Annotated in this window: 17 protein-coding genes and 1 pseudogene; 9 read left to right on the top strand and 9 right to left on the bottom strand. The window is 71.7% G+C overall.

Going from position 1 to position 15,683, the window contains the following annotated elements:
• The first annotated feature begins 86 nt into the window (after window positions 1–86).
• The 3 genes from ACFZDL_RS03135 to ACFZDL_RS03125 all read left to right on the top strand — a co-directional run bounded on the left by ACFZDL_RS03135 (window position 87) and on the right by ACFZDL_RS03125 (window position 2,100).
• The gene (locus tag ACFZDL_RS03135) at window positions 87–959 is read left to right on the top strand and encodes an AraC family transcriptional regulator (RefSeq protein WP_353590831.1); all 873 of its coding nucleotides are present in this window, start codon (window positions 87–89) and stop codon (window positions 957–959) included.
• A gap of 80 nt (window positions 960–1,039) precedes the next feature.
• The gene (locus ACFZDL_RS03130; RefSeq protein ID WP_391190145.1) at window positions 1,040–1,801 is read left to right on the top strand and encodes an AzlC family ABC transporter permease; all 762 of its coding nucleotides are present in this window, start codon (window positions 1,040–1,042) and stop codon (window positions 1,799–1,801) included.
• Window positions 1,798–2,100 carry an AzlD domain-containing protein gene (locus ACFZDL_RS03125; protein ID WP_353590832.1) on the top strand — a complete coding sequence of 101 codons (303 nt, stop codon included), beginning with the start codon at window positions 1,798–1,800 and terminating at the stop codon, window positions 2,098–2,100. The genes ACFZDL_RS03130 and ACFZDL_RS03125 overlap by 4 nt, the downstream gene beginning before the upstream one ends.
• Here the strand turns inward: ACFZDL_RS03125 and ACFZDL_RS03120 are convergent.
• Window positions 2,097–3,029 carry a hypothetical protein gene (locus ACFZDL_RS03120; protein ID WP_353590833.1) on the bottom strand — a complete coding sequence of 311 codons (933 nt, stop codon included), beginning with the start codon at window positions 3,027–3,029 and terminating at the stop codon, window positions 2,097–2,099. The two genes, ACFZDL_RS03125 and ACFZDL_RS03120, sit on opposite strands and share 4 nt — an antisense overlap.
• Window positions 3,030–3,109: 80 nt before the next feature.
• On the opposite strand from ACFZDL_RS03120, the gene ACFZDL_RS03115 reads away from it, so the two are divergent.
• The 4 genes and pseudogenes from ACFZDL_RS03115 to recX all read left to right on the top strand — a co-directional run.
• Window positions 3,110–3,304, top strand: coding sequence for a DUF3046 domain-containing protein (locus tag ACFZDL_RS03115; protein WP_353590834.1), 195 nt, complete (start codon window positions 3,110–3,112; stop codon window positions 3,302–3,304).
• 75 nt (window positions 3,305–3,379) lie between these two features.
• Entirely contained in the window at window positions 3,380–4,591 is a 1,212-nt protein-coding gene (locus tag ACFZDL_RS03110; protein WP_353590835.1) for an AI-2E family transporter, read from the top strand.
• A gap of 139 nt (window positions 4,592–4,730) precedes the next feature.
• Window positions 4,731–5,864, top strand: a complete 1,134-nt coding sequence (gene recA / locus ACFZDL_RS03105; protein ID WP_353590836.1) for a recombinase RecA — start codon at window positions 4,731–4,733, stop codon at window positions 5,862–5,864.
• Window positions 5,831–6,469 (top strand): annotated as a pseudogene (gene recX / locus ACFZDL_RS03100) (recombination regulator RecX); the annotation flags it as partial. The gene recA and the pseudogene recX, both read left to right, overlap by 34 nt.
• Window positions 6,470–6,593: 124 nt before the next feature.
• Here recX and ACFZDL_RS03095 read toward each other — a convergent pair.
• The 8 genes from ACFZDL_RS03095 to ACFZDL_RS03060 all read right to left on the bottom strand — a co-directional run bounded on the left by ACFZDL_RS03095 (window position 6,594) and on the right by ACFZDL_RS03060 (window position 13,235).
• Window positions 6,594–6,986: a rhodanese-like domain-containing protein gene (locus ACFZDL_RS03095; RefSeq protein ID WP_353590837.1), complete on the bottom strand. Its 393-nt coding sequence runs from the start codon at window positions 6,984–6,986 to the stop codon at window positions 6,594–6,596.
• Between the two features lie 4 nt (window positions 6,987–6,990).
• Window positions 6,991–7,548 carry a cysteine dioxygenase gene (locus ACFZDL_RS03090; protein ID WP_353590838.1) on the bottom strand — a complete coding sequence of 186 codons (558 nt, stop codon included), beginning with the start codon at window positions 7,546–7,548 and terminating at the stop codon, window positions 6,991–6,993.
• Window positions 7,549–7,609: 61 nt separating this feature from the next.
• The gene (locus ACFZDL_RS03085) at window positions 7,610–7,699 is read right to left on the bottom strand and encodes a putative leader peptide (protein ID WP_353590839.1); all 90 of its coding nucleotides are present in this window, start codon (window positions 7,697–7,699) and stop codon (window positions 7,610–7,612) included.
• Window positions 7,700–7,826: 127 nt separating this feature from the next.
• Entirely contained in the window at window positions 7,827–9,623 is a 1,797-nt protein-coding gene (locus tag ACFZDL_RS03080; RefSeq protein WP_353590840.1) for an FAD-dependent monooxygenase, read from the bottom strand.
• A gap of 174 nt (window positions 9,624–9,797) precedes the next feature.
• A complete protein-coding gene (locus ACFZDL_RS03075) occupies window positions 9,798–10,739 on the bottom strand; it encodes an amino acid ABC transporter permease (protein WP_353590841.1) in 942 nt (313 codons plus the stop codon).
• Entirely contained in the window at window positions 10,736–11,383 is a 648-nt protein-coding gene (locus ACFZDL_RS03070; RefSeq protein ID WP_311723818.1) for an amino acid ABC transporter permease, read from the bottom strand. Before ACFZDL_RS03070 ends, ACFZDL_RS03075 begins: the two co-directional genes overlap by 4 nt.
• Window positions 11,384–11,455: 72 nt before the next feature.
• Complete coding sequence (locus ACFZDL_RS03065; protein ID WP_353590842.1) at window positions 11,456–12,361, bottom strand: glutamate ABC transporter substrate-binding protein; 906 nt, start codon at window positions 12,359–12,361, stop codon at window positions 11,456–11,458.
• Between the two features lie 97 nt (window positions 12,362–12,458).
• A complete protein-coding gene (locus ACFZDL_RS03060) occupies window positions 12,459–13,235 on the bottom strand; it encodes an amino acid ABC transporter ATP-binding protein (RefSeq protein ID WP_353590843.1) in 777 nt (258 codons plus the stop codon).
• A gap of 273 nt (window positions 13,236–13,508) precedes the next feature.
• On the opposite strand from ACFZDL_RS03060, the gene ACFZDL_RS03055 reads away from it, so the two are divergent.
• Together ACFZDL_RS03055 and ACFZDL_RS03050 are read left to right on the top strand one after the other, a co-directional pair.
• Window positions 13,509–14,219: a response regulator transcription factor gene (locus tag ACFZDL_RS03055; protein WP_353590844.1), complete on the top strand. Its 711-nt coding sequence runs from the start codon at window positions 13,509–13,511 to the stop codon at window positions 14,217–14,219.
• A 21-nt stretch (window positions 14,220–14,240) separates the two neighbouring features.
• The gene (locus ACFZDL_RS03050; protein ID WP_353590845.1) at window positions 14,241–15,650 is read left to right on the top strand and encodes a HAMP domain-containing sensor histidine kinase; all 1,410 of its coding nucleotides are present in this window, start codon (window positions 14,241–14,243) and stop codon (window positions 15,648–15,650) included.
• Window positions 15,651–15,683: the final 33 nt, after the last annotated feature.

The raw sequence follows: 15,683 nt of genomic DNA, 5'->3' as shown, positions 1-15,683 counted from the left end.
ACCGGGCCACTGACAACGGGCGGACCCGCAGGTCATGGCGCCGGGCTGGTGGTTCCCCGGCTCGGCCAGCGGCGCAGAATGAGCCCATGGACACCAGGCGGGCGGGAGAGCGAACGAGAGAGTGGGCACGGCACTGGCGCTGGACCGCGCTGCCGGGGCTCGACCTGCTGCGGGCCCGGTATGTGCGGCACACCTTTCCCCTGCACTCCCACGACGGGTATGTGTTCGGCGCCGTCACCCGCGGGGTGGAGGAGGTCGGGCTGCCGGGCGGCACCGAGCGGGCCGGCCCCGGCACCGTCGTCATGATCAACCCGGAGGTGCCGCACACCGCGCGCGCCGGGGCGCCGGAGGGCTGGACCTACGCCACGCTCTATCCCTCCGCGTCGGTGATCGCCGAGATCGCGGCCGAGACCACCACGGTCCGCGGCACGGTCGGGTTCGCCGAGCCCGTGGTCGAGGACGCTCACGCCGCCCACCTCATCAACGCGGTGCACCGGGCGGCCGAGGAGGGCGACGCGCTCGCCGCCGACAGCCTGCTGCGCGTCGCCGTCGCCCGCCTGCTGCGCCACCACGGCTGTTCGCTCCCCGCGCGCACGGCGGGTACCGCGGGCGCGCGTACGGCGGTGCGCGCCCGCGAGGTGCTCGAGGAGCGGATGGCGGATCCGCCCACCCTCGAGCAGCTGGCGGCCGAGCTCGGCACCGGCCCCTTCGCCCTCCTGCGCGCCTTCCGCGCCGCCCACGGGATGCCGCCGCACACCTGGCTCACCGACGCCCGGGTGCGCAGGGCCCGCCGCCTGCTGGAGGGCGGGGCCGCGCCGGCCGAGGCCGCCGCGGCCGTCGGCTTCACCGACCAGCCCCATCTGAACCGGCACTTCACCCGGATCGTCGGAGTGCCGCCGGGCGCCTACCGGCGCGAGCGCGCCGCCGCCGACCGGCTGAGGAGCGCGGCCAGGGCGTAGGCGAGCGGCGGATCCGTCCGTGCGAGGGGGTGCAAGAACGTACAAGACCGGGCGCCGTCCGGTCTCCTACTGTGCGGGGTGTGGCAGAACAGATCGACATACCTACCGGCACGGAGGCCGGATCCGGCCCCGGCAGCGGCTCCGAACCCAAGGCGAGCGCGGCGGTGGTCCGCGACGCGCTGGGCGTGGGGGTCGCCGTCGGGCTCTCCGGCTTCGCCTTCGGCGTGACGTCGGCGGGCGCCGGCCTCAGCGTCCCGCAGACCTGTGCGCTCAGCCTCCTCGTCTTCACCGGCGCCTCGCAGTTCGCCCTCGTCGGCGCGCTGGCGGCGGGCGGCAATCCGCTCACCGCCGCCGCGGGCGCGTTCTTCCTGGGCGTGCGCAACGCCTTCTACGGGCTGCGGCTGTCCGGCCTCCTGGGCCTGCCCAGGGCGGTGCGCCCGCTGGCCGCCCACTGGGTCATCGACGAGACCTCCGCCGTCGCCCTCGCGCAGCCCGACCGGCGCACCGCGCGGCTCGGCTTCACCGTCACGGGCCTGAGCCTGTACGCCCTGTGGAACCTGACCACGCTGGTCGGCGCCCTCGGGGCGTCCGCGCTCGGCGACACCGCGGCCTGGGGCCTGGACGCCGCGGGCCCGGCGGTCTTCCTCGCCCTGCTGGCCCCCATGCTCCGCGGCACGGTCGAGCGGGCCGCGGCCGGCCTCGGGGTGCTGCTCGTCCTCGGCGCTCTGCCGCTGCTGCCCGCCGGGGTGCCGGTCCTGGTGGCGGCGCTCGCCGCGCCCGCCGTCCTCGCCGTACACGGCCTGCGAGCCCGCCGCGCCGCCGGGGAGGGTGGGGTCCGTTGAACACCTGGATCGCCATCGGCGTCACCGCGGCCGGGTGCTACCTGGCCAAACTGCTGGGCCTGTCGGTCCCCGCCGGTGCCCTGGAACGCCCTGCCGTCCGCCGTCTGGCCGCACTGCTCCCCGTCGCGCTGCTGGCCGCCCTCACCGCCCAGCAGACCTTCGGCGACGGGCAGCACCTCGTCCTCGACGCGCGGGCCGCCGGGCTCGGCGCGGCGGCGATCGCCCTGGTGCTGCGCGCTCCCTTTCTGGTGGTGGTCGCCGTCGCCGTGGTCGTCACCGCGGGCGTGCGGGCCTTCTAGCCGAGCGCGCGGCCGTAGGCGCGCAGCGTCAGCAGGGCCTCGATGGTCACGATCGGCCGCCATTCCAGGGCCGCCCCGGGCGCCCACGAGCGCCGGCCGAGGGGCCAGCCGCCGTCCTCGCGCTGGGAGTCCGCGAGGAAGTCCAGCGACCGTTCCACCTCGGCGTCGGTGAACCACGGGCGGGCCGGCGAGTCGGGGGTGCGCGCCACTTCGTACACGAAGATCCGCTCGCCCGGGGCGCGGCCCTCCGGCAGTGGGCGGTCCTCGGCGCGCTCGGGGTCCAGCACCACCAGCCCCTGTTTGCGCACCCGACGGCCGAGCCGCTCCGCCGCCGCCAACGCGCGGGGGCGGTCCGGCGCGCCGTCGAGGAAGGCCACGGCCGCCAGTACCTCGTGCGGCCGGGGCGCCGCGCCCTCCTCCAGGGCCGCGACCGCCGCCCAGCAGAAATCCGTCGCCCGGAACAGCCACGCGTGCCACACGTCGTTGCGGTGCAGCAGCCCCACCACAGGACCGGTCGCGAGCAGATCGCCTGCCGCGCCGTCCGCCACGGGGTTCCAGGAGGCCACCGCGGCGCCGGGCGGCGCGGGGCGGTGCGCCGGGAGCGCGCCGTCCGGGGTGGTGATCTCCGTCAGATAGCGGCACAGGAGCTCCACGCGCTGTCCCCCGCAGCGGCCGATCCCGTCCAGGACGCGCAGTGCGTGCGCGGCGTGCTGCGGGCGGCTGTGCGGGCCGCGCAGATCCGGCTCCAGGGCGTGGCCGTAGCCCCCGTCGTCACCCAGGTACGCGGCCAGCGCGGTCTCGACCGGGTCGGCGCTCCCGCCCAGGAAGTGGTACGCGAATCTGCGCTGCTCGAGCACCCGGGCGGTCAGCCACACGAACTGTTCGGCGCGGGCCAGCGGGGAGGAGGGGACTACTGCGGATCGGTCCATGGGCCGACCGTAGGGCCGGAAAGCGCTGTCGCACGGCGGCTCGCGTCCGACTGCACCCCCAGGAGCGCGATACTGATCGCATGCGGTTGACGGATTTCTGGCAGCGGATGGCGGCCTACTTCGGCGAGGGGTACGCGGACTCCTTCGCGCGCGACCATGTGATGTCCGAGCTCGGCGGCCGCACTGTGCACCAGGCGCTGGAGGCCGGCTGGGAGGCCAAGGACGTCTGGCGCGGGGTGTGCGCCGCCCTGGAGATCCCGGCCGACAGGCGCTGAGCGGCCGCCGGCCCGTGAGCCCACAGTTCGCGGGGTGGCCGGATATCTTTCACCGATGTACGCCACACTTGCTCAGTGGCCCCAGCAGAAGAGACCCTCCCGCCCGACGCCGATGGCGTCCCCGCCGGCCCCCAGGCCGCCGCCCCCAGCGAGGCGCGGCCCGGTACGGCCATGCCGCGCTGGCTGCCGCGCGCCATGGTGCTCGCGCTCGCCCTGCTGGCCTGTTACCGCCTGGCCACCTGGGCCTTCGACCAGCTGACCGGACTGCTCCTCAACATCCTGATCGCGTTTTTCCTCGCGCTCGCCATAGAACCGGCCGTGGACCGGATGGCCGCGCGCGGTGTGCGCCGCGGGGTGGCCACCGGGCTGGTCTTCCTCGGCATCCTGATCGGCGTCGCGGGGTTCTTCACCTTGCTCGGCTCGATGCTCGCCGACCAGATCATGACCATGGTCGAGGACTTCCCGAAGTATCTGGACCAGTTGGTCAGCTGGGTCAACGAGACCTTCCACACCGAGCTGTCGCGGGTCGAGATCCAGGACAGCGTGCTCCACTCGGACTGGCTGCAGAGCTACGTCAAGAACAGCGCGAACAACGTGCTGGACGTCTCCGCTCAGGTCCTCGGGGGGCTCTTCAAGGTCCTGACGGTGACCCTCTTCGCCTTCTACTTCGCCGCCGACGGCCCCCGGCTGCGCCGCGCCCTGTGCTCGGTCCTGCCGCCGACCCGGCAGGCCGAGGTGTTGCGCGCCTGGGAGATCGCGGTCGCCAAGACCGGCGGCTACATCTACTCGCGCGGCCTGATGGCGCTGATCTCCGGCATCGCGCACTATGTCCTGCTGGAATGGCTGGGCGTGCCCTACGCCCCGGCGCTGGCGGTCTGGGTGGGGCTGATCTCCCAGTTCATCCCGACCATCGGCACCTACCTGGCGGGCGCCCTGCCGATGCTGATCGCCTTCACCGTCGAGCCGTGGTACGCGCTGTGGGTGCTGGTCTTCGTCGTGGTCTACCAGCAGTTCGAGAACTATCTGCTGCAGCCGCGCATCACCGCCAGGACCGTGGACATCCACCCGGCCGTCTCCTTCGGCTCGGTGATCGCCGGCACCGCGCTGCTCGGCGCGGTGGGCGCGCTGATCGCGATCCCGGCGACCGCGACGCTGCAGGCGTTCCTCGGCGCGTACATCAAGCGGTACGACGTCGCGGACGACCTGCGGGTCCAGGGCCGGACCCGGCGGCGGGGCGGCATGCGGGCCCTCATGCGGATGCGGGACGCGCTGAAGCGGCGTAGTTGACACGAAAATCGAACATCCATTCTCATGGTGGATCTCGCCTGAGTTATCCACAGGCAGAGGACGTCCGGGCCGCTTGTCAGTGGCAGGCGTTAGCGTCGTGGACGTGAAGCGATCGACTCAAGCAAACCGGGTGGAACCCATGGCAGGAACCGACCGCGAGAAGGCGCTCGACGCCGCGCTCGCACAGATTGAACGGCAATTCGGCAAAGGCGCAGTGATGCGCATGGGGGAGCGGCCGAACGAGCCGATCGAGATCATCTCCACCGGATCGACAGCGCTCGACGTGGCCCTCGGCGTCGGCGGTCTGCCGCGCGGCCGTGTGGTGGAGGTCTTCGGTCCCGAGTCCTCCGGTAAGACCACCCTCACCCTCCACGCGGTGGCAAACGCGCAGCGGGCCGGCGGCACCGTCGCCTTCGTGGACGCCGAGCACGCCCTCGACCCGGACTACGCGCAGAAGCTGGGCGTGGACACCGACTCCCTCATCCTGTCCCAGCCGGACAACGGCGAGCAGGCGCTCGAGATCACCGACATGCTGATCCGCTCCGGCGCGCTCGACCTGATCGTCATCGACTCCGTCGCCGCCCTGGTGCCGCGGGCCGAGATCGAGGGCGAGATGGGCGACTCCCACGTCGGCCTCCAGGCCCGGCTGATGAGCCAGGCGCTCCGTAAGATCACCGGTGCGCTCAACCAGTCCAAGACCACCGCGATCTTCATCAACCAGCTCCGCGAGAAGGTCGGCGTCATGTTCGGCTCGCCCGAGACGACGACCGGTGGCCGGGCGCTGAAGTTCTACGCCTCGGTGCGCCTGGACATCCGCCGTATCGAAACCCTCAAGGACGGCACGGAAGCGGTCGGCAACCGCACCCGCGTCAAGGTCGTCAAGAACAAGGTCGCGCCGCCCTTCAAGCAGGCCGAGTTCGACATCCTCTACGGCCAGGGCATCAGCCGCGAGGGCGGCCTGATCGACATGGGCGTGGAGCACGGCTTCATCCGCAAGTCCGGCGCTTGGTACACCTACGAGGGCGACCAGCTCGGCCAGGGCAAGGAGAACGCCCGGAACTTCCTGAAGGACAACCCCGACCTCGCCAACGAGATCGAGCGGAAGATCAAGGAGAAGCTGGGCATCGGCGTCAAGAAGGAGGAGCCGGCCGCTGAGCCCGGCGCCGACGCGGCCGCCCCGGCCGCGGCCCCGGCCGCGCCGGTGAAGGCGGCGCCCGCCACGGCGGCCAAGGCCGGGACGAAGGCGGCCAAGACCGCCGCGGCCAAGAGCTGACCGTGACGCGGCGGACCGACTGGCCGGACGGCCAAGGCCGTCCGGTCGGCCCGGACAGCGGCGGCCCCTCCTCGTCGAGGGCCGAGCAGGGGCCGCCGCGCAGCCCGGAGGAGCAGGCGCGGGCGATCTGTCTGCGCCTGCTCACCGGAACCCCGCGCACACGCAGACAGCTGGCGGAGGCGCTGCGCACCCGGGGCATCCCCGACGAGGTGGCGCAGGAGGTGCTGTCCCGGTTCGAGGACGTCGGGCTGATCGACGACGCGGCGTTCGCGGACGCCTGGGTGGAGTCCCGCCACCACAGCCGGGGCCTCGCCCGCCGGGCGCTCGCGCGCGAGCTGCGCACCAAGGGGGTGGACTCGGCTCTGATCGACGAGGCCGTGGGGCAGCTCGACGCCGAGCAGGAGGAGCGCACCGCCCGTGAGCTGGTCGAGCGCAAGCTGAGGGCCACCCGCGGCCTCGACCGGGAGAAGAGGCTGCGCCGCCTGGCCGGGATGCTCGCGCGCAAGGGCTATCCGGAGGGGGTGGCGCTGCGGGTGGTGCGGCGCGCGCTGGAAGAGGAGGGGGAGGACCCGGAGCTGCTGGAGCGGCATCTGCCCGACGCATAGGGCCCGGCGCACAGGGGTGGCCCGGCGCACAGGGGTGGTACGAGCGGCTGACCGGCCTGCTACTCGCCCCCGACCGGCCCTCGGCAGGCCCTCGGGCCGGTCGGGCTGTTCTCGTGACAGCTGTTCAGGAGTGAGGTCTCACCGGCAGGCCGGCCGCGCGCCAGGCCTGGAAGCCGCCCGCGAGGTCCGTGGCGCGGGACAGCCCGAGCTGCCGCAGCGAGACCGCCGCGAGGCTCGACGCGTACCCCTCGTTGCACACCACCACGACCCGCAGATCGTGGTCCGTGGCCTCGGGCAGCCGGTGGTCGCACAGCGGGTCGAGCCGCCACTCCAGTTCGTTCCGCTCGACGATCAGCGCGCCCGGGATGGTCCCGTCGCGCTCCCGCAGCGCGGCATACCGTATGTCCACCAGCAGCCCGCCCTCGGCCTGTGCCGCCGCGGCCTCCGCGGGGCCGAGGCGGTCGAGGCCGGCGCGGGCCTCGGCCAGCAGTTCGTCGATGCTTCGCTTCGCGCTCATCGGCTCACTCCCACTCGCCCGGCAGCTCGATCTGCTCCAGCCGCAGCACCTGTCCGGTGCGGCTGTAGCGGCGCATCAGCGGCAGCGGCGGGTAGTAGGCGTGCACCGACACGGCATGCCGCTCCGTGGAGGTGTTGAGCACCTCGTGTACGTGGTGCGGGCCGAAGGCCCGCCCCTGTCCGGCGGAAAGCAGCCGCTCACGGTCGACGTCGTCGGCCAGTTCAAGGGTCTTCCAGCCCTCGGTGGGCAGCCTCGCGGCGAGCGAGAGCTCGTGCAGTTCACCGGCCGCCGTGACGAACGCGCCGTGCGAGCCGCCGTGGTCGTGCCAGCCGGTGCCGGTGCCGGGAGGCCAGCCGATCAGCCACGCCTCGCTGCCGCCCGGCCCGTCGAGCCGCAGCCAGGTGCGGCCTTCCGGGTCGAGGGGGAGCGAGTCGACGAGCGCGGTGTCGGCGGCCGTACGGCGGGCGAATTCGAGGAGTTCGGCCGGGCCTGGCGCGGTGTCGGCGGCGGGCCGGGCGGGCGCCGAGGGCTGGGTGGGGGTGGAAGTGCGTACGTCGGGCACTGAGACCGTCCTGAGTGATCGCGAAAGGAGCGCGACCCGAGCCGCGCGAGGAAGAAGTCGATCAGCAGGAGGGGCGACAGACGCAGCCCGCGTAGCGGACGAGGTCCACATGGACCCTCCGCCAGAAGCGAGGTACCCGAGCGTCAGTCACAGGGCGTACTCAACCACGGGCCGAAAAGCAAGGTCAACTTCTGCTGTCCACCCCTTGGACGCACCTGCCGCGCACGCCCTCGCCCTTCTTGCCGCGCCCGCCGCCGCGCGGGCCGTGCGCGCCGTCCCTATCGGTGCGCCGTCGCCTCCGCCTCCACCGACGGCCCCTCAGCGCCGCCTCGCGCTGCCTTCCCACCCAGCGCCGCGTCCGCGCACGCGTACAGCTCGGCCGGACGCACCCCTGACAGCGCCGCGACCAGATGCCCGTCGGGCCGCACCAGCAGCACCGTGTGGGCCGGGGCCCCGGGGTACTCCTCGGCGACCAGCAGCTCGGCCCGTACCGGCAGCGCCGCGACCGCCGCCGCCAGCCGTGGCATCAGCCCCGCGCGCAGCCAGTGGCGGCGGTCCCACACCCCCGTCCCGGGGGCGACGAGGACGACCAGGAGCTCCCGCCCCAGCCGCGCCCGCAGCCGGGTGAGCGACCCGTCCGACGCGGTCACCGGCACATCGGTGGCGAGCGCGCCGATCTCGGTGTCGACCGTGACCGAGCCCTCGGGGGCCGCCGCGGGCATCAGGGGCGTGCGGCCGTAGACCGGGGGCTCGCCCAGCGGGCCGCGCCCCAGGTGACCGTCGGTGAGCAGCGCGTCGTGCGCGCGCACCGCGCCAGGCAGTACGGAACGCCGCACCGCGTGCCAGCCGCCGGACGCCCGCACAAGCGGCAGCGCCTGGTCCGTGGCGCGCAGCCGGGCGCTCACCGCGCCGCGCCGCTCGGCCTGATAGCTGTCGAGCAGCGCGTCCGTCGCCCCGTGGTGCCAGGCGAGGGCCAGCTTCCAGGAGAGGTTGCCGACGTCGCGCAGCCCCTCGTCGAGCCCCTGGGTGCCGAGCGCGCCGAGCAGATGGGCGGCGTCCCCGGCGAGGAAGGCGCGGCCGATGTGCCAGCGGCGCGCGAGCCGGTGGTGCACGGTGTGCACGCCGGTGTCCAGAAGCTCATAGGGGGGCGCGGGGTCGCCGCACCACCCCGTGAGGGTGTCGTGCACCCGCGCGAGGAGCGCGTCCGGCGTGACCAGGTCCCGGCCCGGCGGCAGCAGCCAGTCCAGCCGCCAGACGCCGCGCGGCAGCGGCCGGGCCGTCACCTCCGCGTCGGCGCCGCGCCACGGCGGCGAGCGGTGCAGCACGGCCTCGCCGGGCCAGGGGAGTTCGGTACGCAGCGCGGCGACCGCGTGCCGCTCCACCGCGGTGCGGCCCGGGAAGCGCACGCCCAGGAGCTTGCGGACGGTGGACCGCGGCCCGTCGCAGCCGATCAGATAACTCCCCCGCCACCAGGTGCTCTGGGCGCCCCGGGTGTGGATGCTGACGCCCCGGGCGTCCTGTTCCAGGGTGTCGAGGCGGGTGCCCGGGACGATCCGCACCAGGCCCTCGCCGGGGACGGTGGCCAGCGCGGCGCGCAGGGCGCGGGTGAGCTCGTGCTGGGGCAGGTGCAGCGGCGAGGACAACTGCGACTCCTCCGCCTCCGCTGCCTCCTCCGCCACGTCGCCCTCCGGGCCGGCACCGGGCCCGTCGTCGTAGCCGCCGGAGCCGCCGTCACGGACATAGCCGACGTCATAGCCGCGCCCGGCGGGGCCGTCCTGGCCGCCCGCCGCGCCCGGGGGGAACAGCCCGCCGGGCACCAGGGTCAGCCGCCTGACCACCTGCCGCCGCCGCATCGTGCGCCAGCCGGTCCACGGCACGGCCGCCTGCCCGGCCCGGCAGCCCAGCCGCTCCAGCAGGGCGGCGGTGTCGGGGCGCAGCACGGCCGTACGGGCGGGGCGGCGCTCCTCGTCGCCCGCGCTCTCGTCGAGCAGGATGACGGGCACCTCGACGCGCGCGAGCGCGAGGGTCAGGGCGAGGCCGACCGGGCCCGCCCCGGCGATGATCACCGGGTCCACGGCGCGGTTCCCGTGACCCTGCGGGACGTACGTGAGTTGAGGAAACTGGCAGTTGAAACCCGGTGCGCGATCACACAAAGTATGCAACCCACTGCGGGTCCCCGCGTCAAGCGACGGGGGCGGTGGCGCGTACGCCACCGCCCCCTCGGACCGGATACCGGATCGGGTATACGGTCAGTTCTTCGCCGCCGTGCCGGCCGGTCCGGCGACCTCGGACTGGTCGACGACGTCCAGAGCGTCTCCCGCCGCGACCGGCTGCTCGGCCGGGGCGACCGCGATGCCGCTCTTGGCGCGCCGGCCGCGCCGCTCGATCCAGGTGGCCAGGGCGGACAGCGCCAGACACAGGGCCACGTAGATCACACCGCCGACGATGATCACCGGGACGTAGGGGCTCTCGTCGTTGACGACGGTCACCTCGGCGATGTGCTGCATCTTGTACAGCAGTTCCTGGTACGTGATGACGTAGCCCAGCGAGGTGTCCTTCAAGGTGACCACCAGCTGGCTGATGATGGTCGGCAGCATCGCGCGGACACCCTGCGGAATCAGGATGGTCGTCATGACCTGGGTCTTGCGCATACCCAGGGCGTAGGCGGCCTCACGCTGTCCCTTGGGCACCGAGTTGATGCCCGCCCGCAACACCTCGGCCTGCACCGAGCCGTTGTAGACGGTCAGACCCACGACCAGGGCCCAGAACTCCGTCCCGTCGCCGGTGAACCCCAGGTCGTTCTTGTAGGTGAGGAAGAGCACCCACAGGGCGTAGATGGTGATCAGCAGCGGGACGGCCCGGAACAGCTCGATGAATCCGGTCGTGAACAGGCGGACCCACTTGTGATCCGAGAGCCGGCCGACGGCCAGCACCACGCCGAGCGCCAGCGACAGCACCGCGGCCACCGCGAACACCTGGAGGGTGGTCAGCAGGCCGTCGACGATGTCGTTGCGGACACCCGCGTAGTTGAAGATGTCCCACATCTCCGGTGCGAACTGACCCTTGTCGTTCAGCCGCACGATGATGAAGGCGATCAGGCCGATCACGGCGAGCGTGCCGATGACCGAGTACACGCGGTTGCGGATACGCGCCTTGGGACCGGGTGCGTCGTACAGGACGCTTGCGCTCATCGGGCCACCTCCATGCGGCGCTCCAGCAGTCGGAAGAGTCCGCTGATGGTGAAGGTGATGACCAGGTAGCTGAGCGCGATCCACAGGAAGATCCAGGCGATCGCGTACCCCTTGTCACTCAGCAGCTTCGAGACGCTGAACAGCTCGGTGTTGCTGAAGGCACCCGCGATGGCGGAGTTCTTGGTGAGCGCGATGAATATGCTGCTCAGCGGGGGGATCACGGTCCGGGTGGCCTGCGGCAGGACGATCATCCGCAGGGTCTGGAAGAAGGTCATCCCCAGGCTCCGGGCCGCCTCCGCCTGCCCGATCGGCACGGTGCCGATGCCGGAGCGCACGGCCTCGCAGACGAACGTCGAGGTGTAGCAGCCCAGCGCCCCCACGGCGAGCTTGTAGGGGCTCGTCCCGGGGAAGAGGATCTGGGGGATCACGAAGAACGTGATCAGGAACAGCAGGGTCAGCGGAGTGTTCCGCAGCAGGGTGACCCAGGCGGTGCCGAAGGCACGGAGCGGCGGAATGGGGGACACCCTGAAGCCGGCCATGATGATGCCGAGGATGAGGGCGAGCGCCGCGCTGGCCGCGGTCAGCGACAGGGTCCCGAGGAACCCGTCGCGGAACTCAGGAAAGTAATCGAAGAGTAGATTCATCTGTTCTCCGCGCTAGCGGTCAGGTCAGCACGAGGGATCGCACCGGCTTCAGGGCGTACGGGGAGAACCGGCTCAGTAGCGCGGCAGGGGCGTCTTCGGGGCGACGTAGGCGGACCCGGACTTGCCGAGTGTGCCCTCGTACGCCTTCTTGTAGTCGCCGTTCTTGATGTGCTTCTCGAGCGCGTCGGAGATCGCGTCGCGCAGCGCCTTGTCGTCCTTGTTCATGCCGATGCCGTAGGGCTCCTCGGTGAACGGCTTGCCGACGACCTTGAGCTTGCTCGGGCGCTGGGCCGCGTAGCCCTTGAGGATCGCGTCATCGGTGGTGACCGCGTCCACCTGGCCGTCCAGCAGCTGCTTGACACACAGCGAGTACTTGCCGAGCTCGGTGGTCTTGGCGCCGTACTTCGCCTTCTTGATCTCCTGGAGCGGAGTGGAGCCGACGATCGAACAGACCTTCTTGCCCTTGACGGAGTCCGGGCCGGTGATGCCCTTCTCGTCCTTGCGCACCAGCAGGTCCGCGCCGGCCACGTAGTACGGGCCCGCGAAGCCGACCTGCTTCTTGCGCTCGTCGTTGATGGTGTAGGTGCCGACGTAGTAGTCGACCTGGCCCTTGGAGATGGAGGTCTCGCGGACGTTGGAGTCGACCGTCTTGAACTCGATCTGGTCCTCGGAGAAGCCCAGGTCGGCGGCGACCATCTTGGCGATCTCGATGTCGAAGCCGGAGCGCTTGCCGTTGGTGTCCTCGAAGCCGAGGTAGGGCTGGTCGGCCTTGGCACCGATGATGAGCTTGCCGCGCTTCTGGGCCGCCTTGAGGGTCGGCGAGTCCAGCTTCACGTCCTTGGCGACGGTGTACTTGCCGCTGACGACCTCGCCGCCCTTGGGCTTGTCGCCGGCCGTGCCTTCCTTGCCACCACAGGCGGCGGTCGCCGCCAGAGCCAGAACCACCGAAGCCGCTGCGGCCGTCTTACGAATTCTCATCGTGCATCCCTCAAGTTTTGTTGTGCGTGCGTGCAGACGTGGGTGAGCCGTGCGGGGCTCAGTGGTGAAGCCAGGTGCGGGGAACCCGGGTGTGGCCTCAGTGGTGAAGGATCTTCGACAGGAAGTCCTTGGCCCGGTCGCTGCGGGGGTTGTTGAAGAACTCCTCGGGCTTGGCCTCTTCGACGATCCGGCCGTCGGCCATGAAGACCACCCGGTTCGCCGCGGAGCGCGCGAAGCCCATCTCGTGGGTGACCACGACCATCGTCATGCCGTCCCGGGCGAGCTGCTGCATGACGTCCAGCACCTCGTTGATCATCTCCGGGTCGAGCGCGGAGGTCGGCTCGTCGAACAGGATCGCCTTCGGGTCCATGGCCAGCGCTCGGGCTATGGCCACGCGCTGCTGCTGACCACCGGACATCTGCGCGGGGTACTTGTCCGCCTGCTTGCCCACGCCCACTCGGTCGAGCAGCGTGCGGGCCTTCTCCTCGGCGGTCTTCTTGTCAGTCTTGCGCACCTTCAGCTGGCCCAGCATCACGTTCTCGAGCACCGTCTTGTGCGCGAAAAGGTTGAATGACTGGAAGACCATGCCGACGTCGGCGCGCAGCCGGGCGAGCTCCTTGCCCTCTTGAGGCAGTGGCTTGCCGTCGATCGTAATGGTGCCGGAGTCGATCGTCTCCAGGCGGTTGATGGTGCGGCAGAGGGTCGACTTGCCGGACCCGGAAGGGCCGATCACAACGACCACTTCGCCCCGTGCGATGTTCAGGTTGATGTCCTGGAGCACATGCAGCGCGCCGAAGTGCTTGTTGACTCCTGACAGCGCAACCAACGCGTCCGCAACCGGAGTTGCGTCCTTGGTCACCGGTACTTCGCTCATTCGGCGTTTCGCTCCGTCCTCCTCGGTTGGGAGGACCTTAGGGGGCCGCCGAGACCAGCGTCATTACATCTGAGCGGAAATTGAGGATAACGATCCGGCGGCGGGGCGACACTCTGTGTGAGCGGGGCCCGAGGCTGCCGTACCGGCTACATAACGGAAACCTAAGTGTGACTAGATGCGTCTTGACGAGCACGTACCTACTGGGCGTGGATGCCCTGTGGCCATGTTGTCGAAACACATGCGCCACTCAGTGGAAAGGTGGTGGAGAGGTCGGTGAGACTGCTGCTCGTCGAGGACGACAACCATGTCGCCGCGGCTTTGTCCGCGGTGCTCGCGAGGCACGGTTTCGAAGTCACGCACGCCAGAAGCGGTGAGGAGGCGCTCAGAGCGCTGCTTCCCGACTCGGGGCCGCCGTTCGGTGTCGTGCTCCTCGACCTCGGGCTGCCGGACCAGGACGGCTTCCAGGTGTGCGGCCGTATCCGCAAGCGGACCACCACTCCCGTGATCATGGTGACCGCGCGGGCGGATGTAAGATCCCGCATCCATGGTCTCAACCTCGGTGCCGACGACTATGTGGTCAAACCCTACGACACCATGGAGCTGCTCGCCCGGATCCACGCTGTGAGTCGGCGCACGCTTCCGGCCGACACCGCCCCGAGCGCCGAGGAGAGCACCGACAGCCGCAACGCCCCCCTGCGGATCGGCCCCGTCACCCTCGACCTGGCCACCCGGCAGGTCGCGGTGGACGGTACGACCATCTCGCTCACCCGCAAGGAGTTCGACCTGCTCGCGCTGCTCGCCCAGCGCCCCGGCGTGGTGTTCCGCCGCGAGCAGATCATCAGCGAGGTGTGGCGCACCAGTTGGGAGGGGACCGGGCGCACCCTGGAGGTGCATATCGCCTCACTCCGCTCCAAACTCCGCATGCCCGCGCTGATAGAGACGGTCCGCGGCGTCGGATACCGCCTGGTGTCACCGGCGAACTGAGGAACCGCGAGACTTCTCCCCGTGCGCACCCGACTTCTCCCGCTCCTCATCGTCCTCATGGCCGGCGTGCTGCTGGCGCTCGGCTTCCCGCTGGCCGGCAGCGTGGCCGCCCGCGAACAGCAGCGCGTGGTCGTCGACCGGATCGACGACACCGCGCGGTTCGCCGCGCTCGCCCAGTTCGTCACGGCCGGGCCGACCGCCGCCACCACCGCGGAGGACGACGAACGGCTCAGCACCCTGAGGGCCGAACTCCGGCGCTACCACGACCTGTACGGCATCCGGGCCGGCGTCTACTACCGGAACGGCAGGCCCATGGCCCAGGCGCCGGGGGAATGGCGGCTGCCCGAGACCGGCGACGGCGCCGAGGCGTTCGACGAGGCCCTCCAGGGCCGCCGCAGCCACGACCCCGACCAGGTGTGGCCCTGGCAGCAGGAGGGCCGGCTCACCGTCGCCTCCCCCGTGGTGCGCGACGGCGACGTGGTGGCCGTCGTGGTCACCGATTCGCCCACCGGGCAGATGCGGTCGCGCATCCTGCACGGCTGGCTGCTGATCGGCGCGGGGGAGGCCGCCGCGATGCTCCTGGCGGTCGGGGCGGCCTTCCGGCTCACCGGCTGGGTGCTGCGCCCCGTACGCATCCTCGACACGGCCACCCACGACATCGCCACCGGGCGTCTGCAGTCCCGCGTCGCGGCCGCCTCCGGGCCGCCGGAGCTGCGCCGTCTGGCCCGCTCGTTCAACGAGATGGCCGACAACGTCGAAGAAGTCCTCGAACAGCAGCGGGCCTTCGTCGCCGACGCCTCCCACCAGCTGCGCAACCCGCTGTCCGCGCTGCTGCTGCGGATCGAACTGCTGGCCCTCGACCTGCCGGAGGGCCACGAGGAGATCGCCTCGGTGCGCACCGAGGGCAAGCGCCTGGCCCAGGTCCTGGACGACCTCCTCGACCTGGCCCTGGCCGAGCACTCCACCACCGACCTCAAGCTCACCGACATCGCCGAGCTCGCCACCGACCGGGTCGACGCCTGGCTGCCGGTCGCCGAGCGGGAGGGCGTGCGCCTGTCCTACCAGGGCCCGCAGGCCGTGGCCGGCTGGGCCGACCCGGTGGCGCTGTCCAGCGCGCTGGACGCGGTCGTGGACAACGCCGTGAAGTTCACGCCGGCGGGCGCGGAGGTGGTGGTCTCCGCCCAGCCCGACGGGGACACGGTCGCCATCGTCGTCGCCGACGGGGGCCCCGGCCTCACCGAGGACGAGCTCGCGCGCGTGGGCGACCGCTTCTGGCGCAGCAGTCGTCACCAGAACATCAACGGCTCCGGCCTGGGGCTGTCGATCTCGCGGGCGCTGCTCACCGCGGGCGGCGGCTCCATCGCGTACGCCCCCAACGAGCCGTGCGGGCTGCGCGTGACCATCACCGTGCCGCGCACCGGGCCGCAATAGCAGCAATAGCCGCAATAAGGGGCTGCCGGGTGC

Source organism: Streptomyces sp. NPDC007917 (assembly GCF_042959105.1).
Taxonomy (GTDB): domain Bacteria; phylum Actinomycetota; class Actinomycetes; order Streptomycetales; family Streptomycetaceae; genus Streptomyces.
This window is presented reverse-complemented; position numbering and strand designations above follow the sequence as displayed.

Coding starts and splice junctions, on each gene's coding strand:
- ACFZDL_RS03135 (WP_353590831.1), top strand. CDS start 87: ATGGACACCAGGCGGGCGGGAGAGCGAACGAGAGAGTGGGCACGGCAC.
- ACFZDL_RS03120 (WP_353590833.1), bottom strand. CDS start 3,029: ATGGACCGATCCGCAGTAGTCCCCTCCTCCCCGCTGGCCCGCGCCGAA.
- ACFZDL_RS03115 (WP_353590834.1), top strand. CDS start 3,110: ATGCGGTTGACGGATTTCTGGCAGCGGATGGCGGCCTACTTCGGCGAG.
- recA (WP_353590836.1), top strand. CDS start 4,731: ATGGCAGGAACCGACCGCGAGAAGGCGCTCGACGCCGCGCTCGCACAG.
- ACFZDL_RS03095 (WP_353590837.1), bottom strand. CDS start 6,986: ATGAGCGCGAAGCGAAGCATCGACGAACTGCTGGCCGAGGCCCGCGCC.
- ACFZDL_RS03075 (WP_353590841.1), bottom strand. CDS start 10,739: ATGAGCGCAAGCGTCCTGTACGACGCACCCGGTCCCAAGGCGCGTATC.
- ACFZDL_RS03070 (WP_311723818.1), bottom strand. CDS start 11,383: ATGAATCTACTCTTCGATTACTTTCCTGAGTTCCGCGACGGGTTCCTC.
- ACFZDL_RS03065 (WP_353590842.1), bottom strand. CDS start 12,361: ATGAGAATTCGTAAGACGGCCGCAGCGGCTTCGGTGGTTCTGGCTCTG.
- ACFZDL_RS03060 (WP_353590843.1), bottom strand. CDS start 13,235: ATGAGCGAAGTACCGGTGACCAAGGACGCAACTCCGGTTGCGGACGCG.